7 protein-coding genes and 2 pseudogenes are annotated in these 14,742 nt (G+C 59.0%); 6 read left to right on the forward strand and 3 right to left on the reverse strand.

Annotated elements, in window-relative coordinates; translation table 11 throughout:
- Nucleotides 1-136 precede the first annotated feature (136 nt).
- From recC to ALP40_RS08940, 6 genes are all read left to right on the forward strand, one after another.
- Nucleotides 137-3,613, forward strand: a complete 3,477-nt coding sequence (gene recC, locus ALP40_RS08915) for an exodeoxyribonuclease V subunit gamma (RefSeq protein ID WP_122207930.1) — start codon at nt 137-139, stop codon at nt 3,611-3,613.
- Nucleotides 3,610-7,302: an exodeoxyribonuclease V subunit beta gene (gene recB / locus ALP40_RS08920; protein ID WP_122207931.1), complete on the forward strand. Its 3,693-nt coding sequence runs from the start codon at nt 3,610-3,612 to the stop codon at nt 7,300-7,302. Before recC ends, recB begins: the two co-directional genes overlap by 4 nt.
- Complete coding sequence (gene recD, locus ALP40_RS08925; protein WP_122207932.1) at nt 7,299-9,392, forward strand: exodeoxyribonuclease V subunit alpha; 2,094 nt, start codon at nt 7,299-7,301, stop codon at nt 9,390-9,392. Before recB ends, recD begins: the two co-directional genes overlap by 4 nt.
- 547 nt (nt 9,393-9,939) lie before the next feature.
- Nucleotides 9,940-10,578 carry a cysteine hydrolase family protein gene (locus ALP40_RS08930; protein WP_122207936.1) on the forward strand — a complete coding sequence of 213 codons (639 nt, stop codon included), beginning with the start codon at nt 9,940-9,942 and terminating at the stop codon, nt 10,576-10,578.
- Between the two features lie 228 nt (nt 10,579-10,806).
- Entirely contained in the window at nt 10,807-11,820 is a 1,014-nt protein-coding gene (locus ALP40_RS08935; RefSeq protein WP_122207933.1) for an isopenicillin N synthase family oxygenase, read from the forward strand.
- Between the two features lies 1 nt (nt 11,821).
- Nucleotides 11,822-12,208: a VOC family protein gene (locus ALP40_RS08940; protein ID WP_122207934.1), complete on the forward strand. Its 387-nt coding sequence runs from the start codon at nt 11,822-11,824 to the stop codon at nt 12,206-12,208.
- Nucleotides 12,209-12,281: 73 nt separating this feature from the next.
- Here the strand turns inward: ALP40_RS08940 and ALP40_RS08945 are convergent, their stop codons facing one another.
- From ALP40_RS08945 to ALP40_RS25810, 3 genes and pseudogenes are all read right to left on the reverse strand, one after another.
- On the reverse strand, nt 12,282-12,701 hold the full coding sequence (locus ALP40_RS08945; RefSeq protein WP_122207935.1) for a hypothetical protein: 420 nt from the start codon (nt 12,699-12,701) through the stop codon (nt 12,282-12,284).
- Nucleotides 12,688-13,848: pseudogene (locus tag ALP40_RS08950) on the reverse strand (polymorphic toxin type 44 domain-containing protein). Before ALP40_RS08950 ends, ALP40_RS08945 begins: the two are co-directional and overlap by 14 nt.
- A 186-nt stretch (nt 13,849-14,034) precedes the next feature.
- Nucleotides 14,035-14,196, reverse strand: a pseudogene (locus ALP40_RS25810) (LysR family transcriptional regulator); the annotation flags it as partial.
- Nucleotides 14,197-14,742 lie beyond the last annotated feature (546 nt).

The following is a 14,742-nucleotide window of genomic DNA, read 5'->3' on the forward strand; positions in this document are numbered from 1 at the left end:
TTTGTCTTTTTGGCGTTTGCAAACTACACGTCAGCCTCGCCAGCCATCCCTGCTTTCAACTTGTGTATGGCATTCCAGTGCGCCAGCCCTTATGGTTTGGCTTCAGGTTTCACTCGTTCACGTCAAGGAAGCAAGCATGCCCGTTACAACCTCGCTGAGCGCCGGCTTCATGGTGGTTCATGGCAACCGCCTCGATGAGCTGCGCAGTCTGGTTGTCTCCTGGATGCGACGTTACCCATTGGCACCCTTGGAGAACGAGATCGCGCTGGTACAGAGCAACGGTATCGCTCAATGGCTGAAGCTGGCTCTGGCCGAGGATGCGCAGGACGAGGACACTGGTGGATGTGGCATTGCCGCTGCCATTGATGTCCAGCTGCCTGGCAGCTTCATGTGGAAGCTTTACCGGGCAGTCTTGGGGAGAGATCAAATCCCCGAAACCTCCCTGCTCGACAAAAGCCCGCTGACGTGGCGCCTGATGCGTTTATTACCTGAACTCATCAATCAGCCTCACTTTGAGCCATTGCAACGCTTCCTCACGGCCGACACCGACCTGCGCAAGCGTTATCAGTTATCCGAGCGCTTGTCCGACCTCTTCGATCAATATCAGGTGTACCGCGCTGATTGGCTGGAAGACTGGGCAAGCGGACGTCACCAATTGCGCAATGGCAGAGGCGAAGCCAAGGCCCTGACCGCTTCCAACTGTTGGCAGGCTGAGCTATGGCGGGCACTGCTGAATGACGTCGGTGCAGAAGGCATGGCGCAAAGTCGTGCAGGCGTGCATCAGCGTTTCATCGAGCGCATCAGCACACTGAGCGAAGCACCTCCCGGTTTACCGGCACGTGTCATCGTGTTTGGCATTTCCTCGCTACCCGCTCAAGCGCTCGAAGCGCTCGCCGGGCTGGCCCGATTCAGCCAGGTATTGCTTTGCGTCCACAATCCATGTCGTCACCACTGGGCCGATATCGTGGCCGACAAGGATCTGCTGCGCCATCAGTACAAGCGACAGGCGCGCAAGACAGGCATGCCAATGGTGCTGGACCCCGAAGCCCTGCACCAGCATGCGCATCCGTTGCTCGCCGCTTGGGGTAAGCAGGGTCGTGACTACATCAACCTGCTCGACAGCCATGATGACCCCCGCAGCTACCGCGCCTCGTTTAAGGACGAGCGCATCGACCTGTTCAGCGAAAGCGAACCCAAGAACATCCTGAATCAGTTGCAGGACGACATCCTTGAGCTGCGTCCCCTTGATGAAACCCGCGAGCTATGGCCCGCAGTAGATGTCCTGAAAGACCGCTCTATACGGTTTCACGTGGCCCACAGTGCGCAACGGGAGGTCGAAGTGCTCCACGACCAACTCCTGGCCCGTTTCAGTCGTGACCCGGACCTGCGTCCCCGTGACGTGATCGTCATGGTCCCGGACATCGACAGCTATGCACCGCACATCCGCGCCGTATTCGGCCAGATAGAACGTGATGATCGCCGCTTCATCCCCTTCACACTGGCGGACCAGGGACAACGTGGTCGTGAGCCGTTACTGATTGCTGTCGAACACTTGCTCAAACTGCCCGATAGCCGCTTTCCGGTGAGTGAGATTCTCGACCTGTTGGACGTTCCCGCTCTGCGTGCACGCTTCCGTATTCAAGAACGTGATCTGCCGACCCTGCATCGCTGGATTGAAGGCGCAGGCATCCGTTGGGGGCTGAATGCGCCACAGCGTGCGGGCCTCGGGCTGCCCGATGCGCTTGAGCAGAACAGCTGGCACTTCGGGCTGCGCCGCATGTTACTCGGCTATGCGGTCGGTGCCGGTGCTGCCTACGAAGGTATCGAGCCGTACGATGAAATTGGCGGGCTGGATGCGGCGTTGATTGGCCCGCTGGTGGCTTTGATCGATGCGCTGGAGGCCGCTCATGGCGAACTCTCCAAGCCAGCGACCCCTACGCAATGGGGGGCGCGCTTACAAGCGGTCCTGCAATTGTTTTTTCAGGCGGAGAGTGAACACGACGATTACCTGCTCGCGCAACTCGAAACCCTGCGCGAGGAGTGGTTGAGTATCTGCGACACCGTCGGCCTCATTGATGAACTGCCGTTGACAGTCGTGCGTGAAGCCTGGCTGGCCGGGCTCGATCAAGGCCGTTTGTCCCAGCGCTTTCTTGCAGGCTCAGTCAACTTCTGCACCCTGATGCCCATGCGCGCGATCCCGTTCAAAGTGGTCTGTCTATTGGGTATGAACGACGGCGACTACCCCCGCGCTCAGCCACCTCTGGACTTCGACCTGATGGGCAGTGACTATCGCCCCGGTGATCGTTCGCGCCGTGAAGACGATCGCTATCTATTGCTGGAAGCGCTGCTGTCAGCCCGAGATCAGCTTTACATCAGTTGGGTCGGCCGTAGCATTCGTGACAACAGTGATCGCCCTGCGTCGGTGCTGATCGGTCAGTTGCGTGATCATCTGGCCAGTGGCTGGAAGCTGGCCGGTGAGCCGGATGAAATTGGTCAGCGTGATGAGGGAGAAACACTGCTTAACGCGCTCACGCTGGAGCACCCGCTGCAACCCTTCAGTGCCGACTACTTCCATGCCGGCACCGGTTATTTCAGCTTTGCCCGCGAATGGCGATTGCTGCACGAAACCGATGTCGCCCTCCCTGTTGCGCCGGGGTTAGCGCCCCATGAGCAGGAAGAGCCGTTGACCATCGCGCAATTACAGGACTTTCTGCGCAACCCCGTGAAGCACTTTTTTAGTCAGCGCCTGAAGATCTACTTTGAGGTAGCTGAAGCGCCGCTGGCCGATGAAGAGCCGTTCGTGCTTGATGCGCTGCAGCGTTATGGCCTCAGCGACAGCCTGCTCAATGCCGCGATGGCGCAGCCGGATAATATCGACAGCGCGTTGCAGGCACAGGCCCTCAAGCTACAGGCCAGTGGTCTGCTTCCGCTGGCAGGTTTCGGCACCTGCATGCAGCAGGAATTGATCGAGCCGCTGCCCGACGTGCTCAGGCGTTATCAGGACTTATTAACGCTGTGGCCCGAGCCGTTGAGCAGTGCGCTGCCAATCAGTTTCAGCCACAGCGGTGTGAGCATTGATGGCTGGCTGGGCGGGCTGCATCGCAACGCCCGAGGCGAGCTGTTGCTGGTCACGGCGATCCCCAACAGCATCGGCTCAAAAAAGACCCGCAAATGGCACAGGCTTATCCGACCCTGGGTCAATCATCTGGTCGCCTGCGCCTGTGGATTGCCCCTGAGCACGGCACTGGTGGCCAGCGATGAAACCCTGATGCTGGCTCCACTGGAAAAGGAAGCGGCGACCACCACCCTCAATCATCTGTTGATGGCTTGGTTGCGTGGCATGCAACAGCCGTTGCCAGTTGCCGTGAAAACTGCCTTCGCCTGGTTGGGACAGCCGCTGGACAAAGCTGAAGCCGCTGCCCGAAAAGCCTATGAAGGCGACGGCCAGACCACCGATGGAGAACGCCGTGAAAGCACGGCGCTGGCCCGCCAGTACCCTGACTTTGACACACTGACGGACAGCGAAGAATTCGTCGGCTGGTGCGAGACGCTCTACAAGCCGATCTATGACGCCTCGTGGCAATCGCTCTCCAGCACGGAGACCAGCGCATGACCGACACGACGCTTCCTCTGGCGCTGCGTTTTCCGTTGCGCGGCAGTCAACTGATCGAGGCCAGCGCTGGCACCGGCAAGACCTTCACCATCTCGGCGCTGTACCTGCGTCTGGTGCTGGGGCACGGTGACGAGTCATCCGGCTTTGGTCGCGAATTGCTCCCGCCGCAGATTCTGGTGGTGACGTTTACCGATGCTGCGACCAAAGAGCTGCGTGACCGGATTCGTACCCGCCTCGCCGAGGCGGCGCGATTCTTTCGTGACGAAATCGACTCGCCTGACGACTTGATCGCCGAACTTCGCCAGCAATTCAGTGCCGAGCTTTGGCCAAGCTGCGCCAACCGCCTGGACATCGCCGCACAGTGGATGGACGAGGCCGCAGTCTCGACGATCCACAGTTGGTGTCAGCGCATGCTGCGCGAGCATGCTTTCGATAGCGGCAGCTTGTTCACCCAGACGCTGGAAACCGACCACAGCGATCTGCTGGGCGAAGTGCTGCGCGATTACTGGCGTCGGTTCTGCTACCCCATGAGCGGCGATGCGCTGACGTGGGTGCGCGAAAACTGGAGCGGCCCGGCGGCCCTGCTACCCCGCGTACGTGGCCTGTTTGGGCGTGAGCGCACGCTCGGCACTCAGGAACCGGCCGAGCTGATTGCCGCCTCTCTGCTTGAACGTCGCAAGGCGTTGGCAGCCCTGAAAGCACCTTGGACTGCCTGGGCCGCCGAACTGCAAGCGATCTGTATGGATGGCGTGGCCCGCAAGATCGTCGATGGCCGCAAGATGCAGGAGCGCTACTTCAAGCCCTGGTTCGACAAACTCGCCGCCTGGGCGGCGGACGAAACCGTCGAGGCGCTGGACCTGGGCACCGGATTTACCCGGCTGACACCCGACGGCATTGCCGACGCGTGGAAAGGCGATGCGCCCTCGCACCCGGCCTTCGAGGCGATGCTCGAGCTCAAGGTTGCGCTCGATGGCCTGCCGAAACCCGACGCCGCGGTGTTGCAACACGCTGCGCAGTGGGTCAGCGCCCGTTTTGAAGAAGAAAAACGGCGCCGGGCGGAAATGGGCTTCGACGATATGCTGCTTCGGCTTGATCACGCCCTGCACGGTGCTGGCGGTGAGCGACTGGCGACACTCATTCGTGAACAGTTTCCCGTTGCGCTGATCGACGAATTTCAGGACACCGACCCTGTGCAATATCGAATCTTCGAGAGCATCTATCGCCTCGAAGACAACGATGAGCAGACCGGCCTGTTCCTGATCGGCGACCCCAAACAGGCGATCTACGCGTTCCGTGGTGCAGACATCTACACCTACCTGCGTGCCCGTCAGGCGACTTCGGGTCGCTGGCATACGCTGGACACCAACTATCGCTCCAGCCATGCGATGGTCGCCTCCGTTAACCATGTGTTCGAACGCGCTGAGTTGCGTCCGCAAGGGCGCGGTGCGTTTCTGTTTCGGGAAGGCGAAAACAATCCTGTGCCGTTCTCCAAAGCGCTGGCTCAAGGGCGCAAAGAGACGTTGCAGGTTGATGGCGCAGCGCTCGCTGCATTGACCGTCTGGCATCTGGAAAGCGATCAGCCAGTGTCCGGTGTCGCTTACCGTCAACAACTGGCCACCAGTTGCGCGAGCGAAATCGTGCGACTGCTCAACGCCGGTCAGGAAGGTCGCGCCGGTTTCGCCGCGCCAGACAAAGCGCTGCGTGGGTTGCGTCCGGCCGATATCGCGATTCTGGTGCGCGACGGCAAAGAAGCGCAGGCCGTGCGCAACGAGCTTTCCGCGCGCGGCGTACGCAGTGTTTATCTGTCAGACAAAGATTCGGTATTCGCCGCGCAGGAAGCCCATGACTTGCTGTCTTGGCTCAAGGCCTGTGCCGAGCCTGATTCAGAGCGCACCCTGCGTGCTGCGTTGGCTTGCATCACCCTCGACCTGCCGTTGGCCGAGCTGGAGCGCTTGAACCAGGACGAACTGGCGTGGGAGCGGCGCGTCATGCAGTTCCGTGGCTATCGCGTCATCTGGCGCACTCAGGGCGTGCTGCCGATGTTGCGTCGTCTGCTGCACGACTTCGCCTTGCCGCAGACACTCATGACACGTACCGATGGCGAGCGGGTGCTGACCAACCTGCTGCACCTGTCCGAATTGCTGCAACAGGCCGCTGCCGAACTCGATGGCGAACAGGCCCTGATTCGTCACCTCGGCGACCACCTGGCGTTGTCCGGTCAGGCAGGCGAAGAACAGATCCTGCGCCTGGAAAGCGACGAGCAACTGGTCAAGGTCGTGACCATTCACAAATCCAAGGGCTTGCAGTATCCGCTGGTATTCCTGCCGTTCATCTGCTCCTCCAAGCCCGTGGATGGCAGCCGCCTGCCGCTGCAGTTTCACGATGCCGAAGGTCATGCACAAATCAGCCTGCAGCCCACTGAAGCGCTGATCCAGCAGTCCGATGACGAGCGTCTGGCCGAGGACCTGCGCCTGCTCTATGTCGCCTTGACCCGCTCGGAACACGCCTGTTGGCTGGGCGTCGCGGACCTCAAGCGCGGCAACGCCAACAGCTCGATGCTGCACCGTTCGGCGCTGGGGTATCTGCTGGGCGGCGGTGCGGTGCTAGGCGAATCGGCCGACTTGAAAATCTGGCTGCGTGACCTGCATACCGGTTGTGAAGCCATTGCCTTGCAACCGACTCCCGAACCGACCACTGAAAGCTTCAGCGCGCCGCGTAATGAAGCCTCGTTGCTCAAGCCGCTGGTGCCCAAACGGCGCGCCGCAGAAAACTGGTGGATCGCCTCGTACAGCGCGCTGCGCATCGGCGATACGATCACTGCCGGTGCCGACCAGTCCCCCGACAGTCCGCAGGCGCAGAAGCTATTCGATGACGAGCGCCTGGACCCTGAAGCGCCTCGTGACGTGCCTGCCAGTGGCGGGGATATCCATCGTTTTCCGCGCGGGCCGAATCCCGGCACCTTCTTGCATGGTCTGCTGGAATGGGCTGGCACCGAAGGCTTTGCGCTGACCGCCAAGGACCCCGAGCGTCTTGAGGATGCGGTCGCCCGTCGCTGTAATCGTCGGGGTTGGGAAGGCTGGATCAACACGCTGACCGGCTGGCTGCAGCATGTGCTGAACATGCCATTGCGCCTGTCGCCGGAGGCTGCGCCGGTTGCGCTCGGCGAGCTGGATCAACCCAATCAATACCGCGTCGAGATGGAATTCTGGTTCGCCAGTCACCAGGTCGAGGTGAAGCAGATGGATGCCCTCGTGCGCCGTTTTACCCACGACAACGCGCCACGCGCCACCACCGAAACCGTCTCGCTCAACGGCATGTTCAAAGGCTTTATCGACCTGACGTTCGAGCATGAAGGGCGTTACTACGTCGCCGACTACAAATCCAACTGGCTGGGCCCGGACGAGGCCGCCTACACCGAGCTGGCGATGGAAGCCTCGATTCTAGACAACCGTTATGACCTGCAATACGTGCTCTATCTGCTGGCCTTGCACCGCCAGCTTAAGGCGCGGCTGGCCGACTACGACTATGACCAGCACATGGGCGGCGCGCTGTATCTGTTCTTGCGCGGTGCTCATGCGGCGACGCAGGGCGCGTATTTCGCCCGGCCGCCCCGTGAACTGATCGAAAGCCTGGACCTGCTGTTCCAAGGCAAACCATTGCAGCAGGAATTATCAGGAGCTCTCGTATGAGTCGTTCGTTCGAAGAGCTGTTGCCCACCGCGTTGACCGACGTCAGCCTCACCGACCTGAGCCCGCTGACCCGCGTTCAGGATTTGCTGATCCTGGTGGAGCGCTGGGTCGAGCGTGGCTGGCTACGCGCGCTTGATCGTGCCTTTGTGGCGTTCCTCAGTGATCTTGATCCCGACGCCGATCCGCTGGTGCTGGTCGCGGCTGCGCTGACCAGCCATCAACTGGGGCACGGCCACGTCTGCCTCGATCTCTACGAAACACTGAAAGAACCCGACTTCGCCCTGTCCCTACCGCCGGAAGGCGACCTGCAAAGCGCGCCGATGCTATTACCGTCACAGCTGTTGGCGGCGTTGGACGGTGCTGCTTGGTGTCAGGCACTGGCGGACAGCATTCTGGTGGCCCGAGCGGGAGATTCAAGCGTCGAGGCGCTGCAAAAGCCTTTGGTGCTGTCGGATCGACGACTTTACTTGCGCCGTTACTGGACCTACGAACGTCGGATCGCAGCGGCGTTGCGTCAGCGCCTGGCGCAGGACGAAGCGCCGCCGCAGGATCTGGCCCAACGTCTGGACGCTTTGTTCGGCAAGGCAAATCCCGCCCCGGACGCCGTTATCGACTGGCAGAAACTGGCCTGCGCACTGGCCACTCGTCGTGCGTTCAGCATCATCACTGGCGGGCCGGGGACAGGTAAAACCACCACCGTGGTGCGCCTGCTCGCGCTGCTGCAAGCGCCTGCGGTGCAGAGCGGTCAGCCGCTGCGCATCCGCCTGGCGGCCCCGACCGGCAAGGCGGCTGCACGGCTGACCGAGTCCATCAGCCAGCAGGTGCAAAGCCTGGACGTGAGCGAACAGGTGCGGCAGAAAATCCCCGCCGAAGTCACCACTGTTCACCGCTTGCTGGGCAGTCGTCCCGGTACGCGACACTTCCGCCATCACGCTGGCAACCCGCTGCCACTGGACGTACTGGTGGTCGACGAAGCGTCGATGATCGACCTGGAAATGATGGCCAACCTGCTCGATGCATTGCCGAGCCATGCTCGCATGGTCCTGCTGGGCGACAAGGATCAGTTGGCATCCGTCGAGGCGGGTGCTGTGTTGGGGGATTTGTGTCGCGATGCCGAAGAGGGTTTCTACAGTCCCGACACGCAGGCCTGGCTGGAAGCTGTCAGCGGTGAGCAACTGGACAAGGGCGGTTTGCGTCAGGGCGATGCGCAACAACATCCGCTGGCGCAGCAGGTGGTCATGCTGCGCCACTCGCGTCGATTCGGGCAGGGCAGCGGCATCGGGCAACTGGCGCGGCTGGTCAATCAGCAACAGGACCATCAGGCCCGGGTGCTTTTGGCGGCAGGCAGTCACAGCGATCTTTTTGCGCTGGCGCTCAAGGGCGAGCAGGACCTCAAGTTCGAGCGCCTTGTGCTCGACGGTCTTGGTAAAGGTGAGCAGGGGCCGCAAGGCTATCGGCATTACCTGAATGTATTGGCGAATGAGCGCCCGGCAGACGGCTCGCCGCTTGAAGACCCGTGCTGGACTTTATGGGCACGCTCCGTTCTGCAGGCCTTCGATTCGTTTCAACTGCTCTGCGCCGTGCGCAAAGGCCCGTGGGGCGTGGAAGGCCTGAACCAGCGCATCACCCACGCGCTGTTCAACGCCAATCTGATCGAAAGCGAGCAGCAGTGGTACGAAGGCCGCCCTGTGCTCATGACCCACAACGACTATGGTCTGGGCCTGATGAACGGCGATATCGGCATCACCCTGCGCCTGCCGGAGCGTGAGGGCGAAGACAAACAGGTCCTGCGCGTCGCCTTCCCGCGCAATGACGGCAGCGGCGGCGTGCGCTTCGTCCTGCCCAGCCGGCTCAACGAAGTCGAAACGGTCTATGCCATGACCGTCCACAAATCCCAAGGCTCCGAATTCGCCCACACCGCCCTGATCCTCCCGGAAGCCCTGAACCCAGTGCTGACCAAGGAACTGATCTACACCGGCATCACCCGCGCCAAACACTGGTTCAGCCTGATCGAGCCCCGTCAGGGCGTGTTCGAGGAGGCGTTGCGGCGCAAGGTGAAGCGGTTGAGCGGGTTGATGTTGGGGCTTTGATGCTGGCTCATGACGCTGCAAATACCAGACTGGGAGAGCTCCCACCACGCCTTCGCTGTCGCGCAGCAAACACAGTGGCAGCGGACTTGTCCGCGAAAAGGCCTGTACATCCGACGGATATTCATCGGCTGAACTACAGTATTCGCGGACAAGTCCGCTCCTACAAAAATAGCGTTTATTCAGCGAGTGACAGGTTGTTTGATATGAGGGGTTTTACTCGCGATAGCGTCAGTTCAGTCACTGAAATTTCGCCTGAGTAAATGAATCGCCAGCAAACCGGATCCTATAAGGCACTCAGTATCGAAATGCACGCAAGTCTGCTTCTGCCCGGAAGGCGTGGGAGCTCTCGGAGTTTACGACGGCAGCGATGGGCTGCGCAGCGGCCCCAAGGCTGCATCTGACATACCGCACGCGCAGGCCTCCCACATTCCGGCGTTCGCTGCACGACAGCGCTCTCGACACGTCCGTCATCAGGACTCAAGTCCAACAGCACGCTTATTGCTAGGTACGTCTCTCCAGCCTGTCAGGCTCAACCGAGATGAATCCCATGAGCAAGCCCCTCGTCCAGTGGACAATCAACCCGCGCAGAACGGCGGTCATTGTTGTCGATATGCAAAAGGTCTTCTGCGCGCCCACAGGTGCGTTGTACGTTAAACGTACGGCTGACATCATCGAGCCAGTTCAGAGGCTGCTGCGCGCCGCACGCACCGGTGGGGTGATGGTGGTTTATCTGCGCCACATCGTGCGCGGCGATGGTTCAGACACTGGACGCATGCGTGATTTGTACCCCAAGGTGGATCAGATCCTTGCGCGGCATGATCCAGACGCCGAGGTTATCGAAGCGCTCGCGCCTCAGCCGGGTGATGTGGTTGTCGACAAGCTGTTCTACAGCGGTTTCCACAACACCGATCTGGATACCGTGCTGCGCGCGCGGGATGTCGACACGATTATCGTCTGCGGCACCGTCACCAACGTCTGTTGCGAAACCACGATCAGGGACGGCGCGCACCGCGAGTACAAGGTCATCGCCCTGAGCGACGCCAACGCGGCGATGGACTACCCGGATGTCGGGTTTGGCGCTGTTTCCGCTGAGGACGTTCAGCGTATATCCATGACGACGATTGCCTATGAACTCGGTGAGGTCACCACGACTGCCGATGTCATTCAGCGCATCGAAAGTGCCTAGAAACAGTGGGCGAGAGCGTGCGCACTTCTGGCCCGTTTTTCGTCATTGCGCCTTCAAACCATGCACTCCGTTTCAGACCAGTTGATCTGGTCCTAGGAGCGTCGAACGCTAACGTTCTGTATGTGTTATGAATTTCATCAGTGGCATGTTTTCTGCTCTTTCCTCGATAACCTTCATCCTCGGAGGCGAGCCTTTTTCCGAAACATGTCAGCAAGAGGAATCAGCCGTATGACTCTGCACTATGTGCCCATCGTTAACCTGGCCCCATATTTTTCAGGAGAACCGGACGGCAAGGCAGCCGTGGCGCAGGCAGTCAATCAGGCGTGCAAGGACATCGGGTTTCTGGTGATCACCGAGCACCAGATTCCCAGCGAGTTGATAGACAGGGTCTCGCGTCTGACCCGTCAGTTCTTCGATTTACCCTTGGCCGAAAAGCGCAAGGTTGACCGACCCAGTCCGGAGATGGTGCGTGGCTACAGCGCGATAGCCGAGGAGAGCCTGTCGTATTCGCTGGAAGAAAGTGCGCCGGGGGATCTCAAGGAGTCCTTTTCCATCGGGCCGAGCAACGTGCCGGATGAGGATTACTACCACAACGCCGAAGCGGGTTCCCACTTCGCCCCCAACGTCTGGCCGTCGCAAGCGTTGTTGCCTGGATTCAAAGAAGCTTATCAAGCGTATTTCGACGCCATGAGCGAACTGGCTCAATCACTGATGCGCCTGTTTGCCTTGGCATTGGAACTGGACGAGTACTTCTTCGATGACAGGATCGACCGGCATATCAGCATGTTCCGCAGCCTGAGTTATCCAGACATTAAAACCGAAGTCGAAGCGGGGCAGCTACGCGCCAGTGCGCACACCGACTACGGCAGCCTGACCATCGTTCGCCCCGACAACGCGCTGGGCGGTTTGCAAGTACGTAATCAGCAAGGCGATTGGGTCGATGTGCCCTACGTCGAGAATGGTTTTGTCGTCAACATTGGCGACCTGATGATGCAGTGGACCAACGATCAGTGGATTTCCACCCTGCATCGAGTGATCAATCCGCCCATGACCAGTGAGCACGACAACCGGCGTCAATCGCTGGTGTTCTTCCATCAGCCCAACTACGACGCCTTGATCGAATGTCTACCCGGTTGCCTGCCGTCTGGCGCCACGCCTCGGCATGCGCCGGTCACCTCAGGCGATCACTTGCTGTCCAAGTTCGTCAAACAGACCACCTTTGGCGGGAGTAAGGTGGCCTGACATGAATTCACTGTCTTACGTCAACGTATTCGTTCAAGACATCGTTCGCCTGAGCGCGTTCTACTCGGACCTGTTCGGCTTCCCTGAAATCGAGGCCATCAGGTCGCCGATCTTTCGCGGGCTGGACACGGGCAAGTCCTGCATCGGTTTCAATGCGCTTGATGCCTATGAATTGCTGGGCCTGGGCGAGTTCGCAGGCAGCACCGGGTGCAAATTTCTGCTTAACATCGACGTGTCGGAACAGGCAGAAGTAGATCGACTGGTGCCGCTGGCGGTAGAGCAGGGCGCGACGCTGATCAAAGCGCCGTATCTTACGTATTACAACTGGTATCAGGCGGTGCTGCTGGACCCGGAGCGGAATGTGTTCAGGATCAACTTCATGCTGTGAAACAGCGTTGTCTTATGTCCAGATAAAGAACTCTGTGACCCATTACACCAATCTGGAAGGCTCCAGTTTGGTCCTATGGCCGAAAGGGGTCCGGTCTCCCAGAACACTGCTTCAGACGAGCAATTACGTCGGGCACCGTTTTTGCTGTGTCGATCCTGCCGCTATCATCAAGATAGATATCTATCGTACTTCCCCACTTAGGCGTGATGTCGATGCAGCGCTTGAAACCCTTATCGGTCCACCAATCGAACATCATGAAGAACTCCTCATCAGGGAATATGTAGCTGAACTCAACGGCTGAACCGCCGTGCCTGATATCTCCCCTATGGATTCTGTTCTGAGTGTTCCAAACGTATCGAAACTGCTCCTTGCTATTCGGAGAGAAGTTGACCGCTACGACCGGGGAAGCAAAATACCAAAAAGCGACAGGAAGGATGATGAGCAGAAGAATTATCCAGCGGCCATACCGAATCTTGGGTTTATTGACAGACATGTAGTTGGACCCCTTTACCCCATGTATGGGGCGGTACTGCAAGCACTTCGTCCATGATCATTTTGGCCGTGATGCCTCCGTTGGGATGTTGTTGATAGAGCTTCACCCCAATGCTAATGGATATTCGGTCGGGAGCATCATCCCAAGCCCTCAGGCCGTCGACATCACCGGAGCGGTTCGGACCGGGTAGCTCCCATTGAGCTTTGGGCTTTGTAAAAACCTCCTCAACCTTCCGTCCGGCGTCTGAAATTATCTGCTCGGCTCCTGCCCCATCCAGCAAGACGCTTTCGGAAAGCCCCCCGGCCATGCCTACATATCCGTAATGGACGTTGGACCAGATGTCATAAAAATAATCCTACTTACCTTGTTTGTGCCAGACACCACCCATTGTTCGACGAATAATCGGCTTGTGATCCCACGGGCGATTTTGACCAACACGTTCTGTCCAGATGGCAAAAGCCTTTATTTGCATACCGGCCGCCATGCTGTAGAAATCCGGGCCGGGACCAAGGCGCAAGTAAAATGGAAGCGCCTCGTACACCTTCGTTTTTGCAGCCGCATCGAAGCGACTGAGTTCTCTCATCTGCCGAACTTCCGGGCTGTTGATGTTGGTGTTCATCTCGCCAGCAATGTAGGTCGCCAGCTCCTCCATCCTATCTGGATCTTTGCAGACGGCAGGTTCCACTTTTGGCCCAGGCTTCGTCTCTGGCTCCTTACCGGCTGCTTCAGGATCTACCAAAGCATCCGCCGCCAAGGCTTTTTCCCTGAGCTTGGGATCGGCCAACAAGGTCGCCATCTTTTCATCATCTACAGAGCCGTCTGGCCGGAAGGCCCCCAGCGCCATGAAGTTAATGATCGTTGCACCGCCAGTATCCCCCATGACGAATCCACCACCGACGTCGCCTGAGCCCGTGATGATTGTCCCGCCGTGACTGGTAGGGCTTCCCAAGTGAGCCATAGGACGACCATTCACCAGAATGGAAGGAAACCCGGCAGTAAGTATCGCGCCGCACCCGCAGGTATCACCGACACGGGCGGAGCCCAGAAAATTGATATTGACGTCACTTGATGCCGAGGCAATAGGTGTTATGCCGTGACCGGGCATGGGGCAGAGGTGTTTGTCACCCAGCCGGGCAGAAGAAATCATGAGTCATCCTTGCGTCTCTCGTTCCTTGGGACATAAAGCCAGGCTTAAGCTGACTCGCGGCAAGTTAACGAAAACAGATAGACGAGTCAGTAGGACAAGTCCTAATCATGATTGGCGTGTTCATTGAGTGGCTAAAGGCAAATCTGAATGGCAGTTTAAAACCGGTTGCACACGCTTCGTCCTGCCTTATTTTTTGCTGCTTTTAGAGGCTTGATCTGCAAACCGCAGCCCCTGCGTTTCACCCAACAACACCCCCCGATTCATCTCCGTCACCTCCCGCACGTAATCCCACAACACCGTAATCCTCTTCAGCTTCCTCAAATCCTCCCGGCAATACATCCAGAGTTTTCAAGGAATTCAGGTTAACCCAATGAATACGGGGCTTAACCGATATGAACCTCTCTTCAATGCGATCTGCTGTCACAACCACTGTCACAAATCTGCTCGCTTCTAAGGGGCCGACCACAAGACTCGCTATGCCATATCACTACCGGCGCAACGGTATTTACTACCTTCGTCTGCGGGCGACTGGCAGCATCGCCGAGTCCGCTTCTGTCTCCCTCAAGACCCGCAACAGAAGGGCCGCTCTGGATGCTTCTGATCAGCTATCGGGATTCATCAGGGCGTTCCACCGTGAGAACCCAACGGCTCTGTGGTCTGAGCTGAAGGAGCATTTCTTGTCGGTCTCGGCGGAGGTACTTGGGCCTAAACGTTTAGGGGAGTCGTCGCATGCTTGGGGGGCGCTGCATGCAGATGGTGAGAGTGGTTCTTCAAACCTTGAGGCTTTCCCTTCCGTAACCGCTCCATGAACCTCACATTCAAAGCACTAAGCTAATGCCAGATGCTGGGCTCCCGATACTCTCAGGAGCCCGTGCGCCATGATGCGACCCGACG

It is taken from the genome of Pseudomonas viridiflava (assembly GCF_003702045.1).
GTDB classification, from domain to species: domain Bacteria; phylum Pseudomonadota; class Gammaproteobacteria; order Pseudomonadales; family Pseudomonadaceae; genus Aquipseudomonas; species Aquipseudomonas viridiflava_C.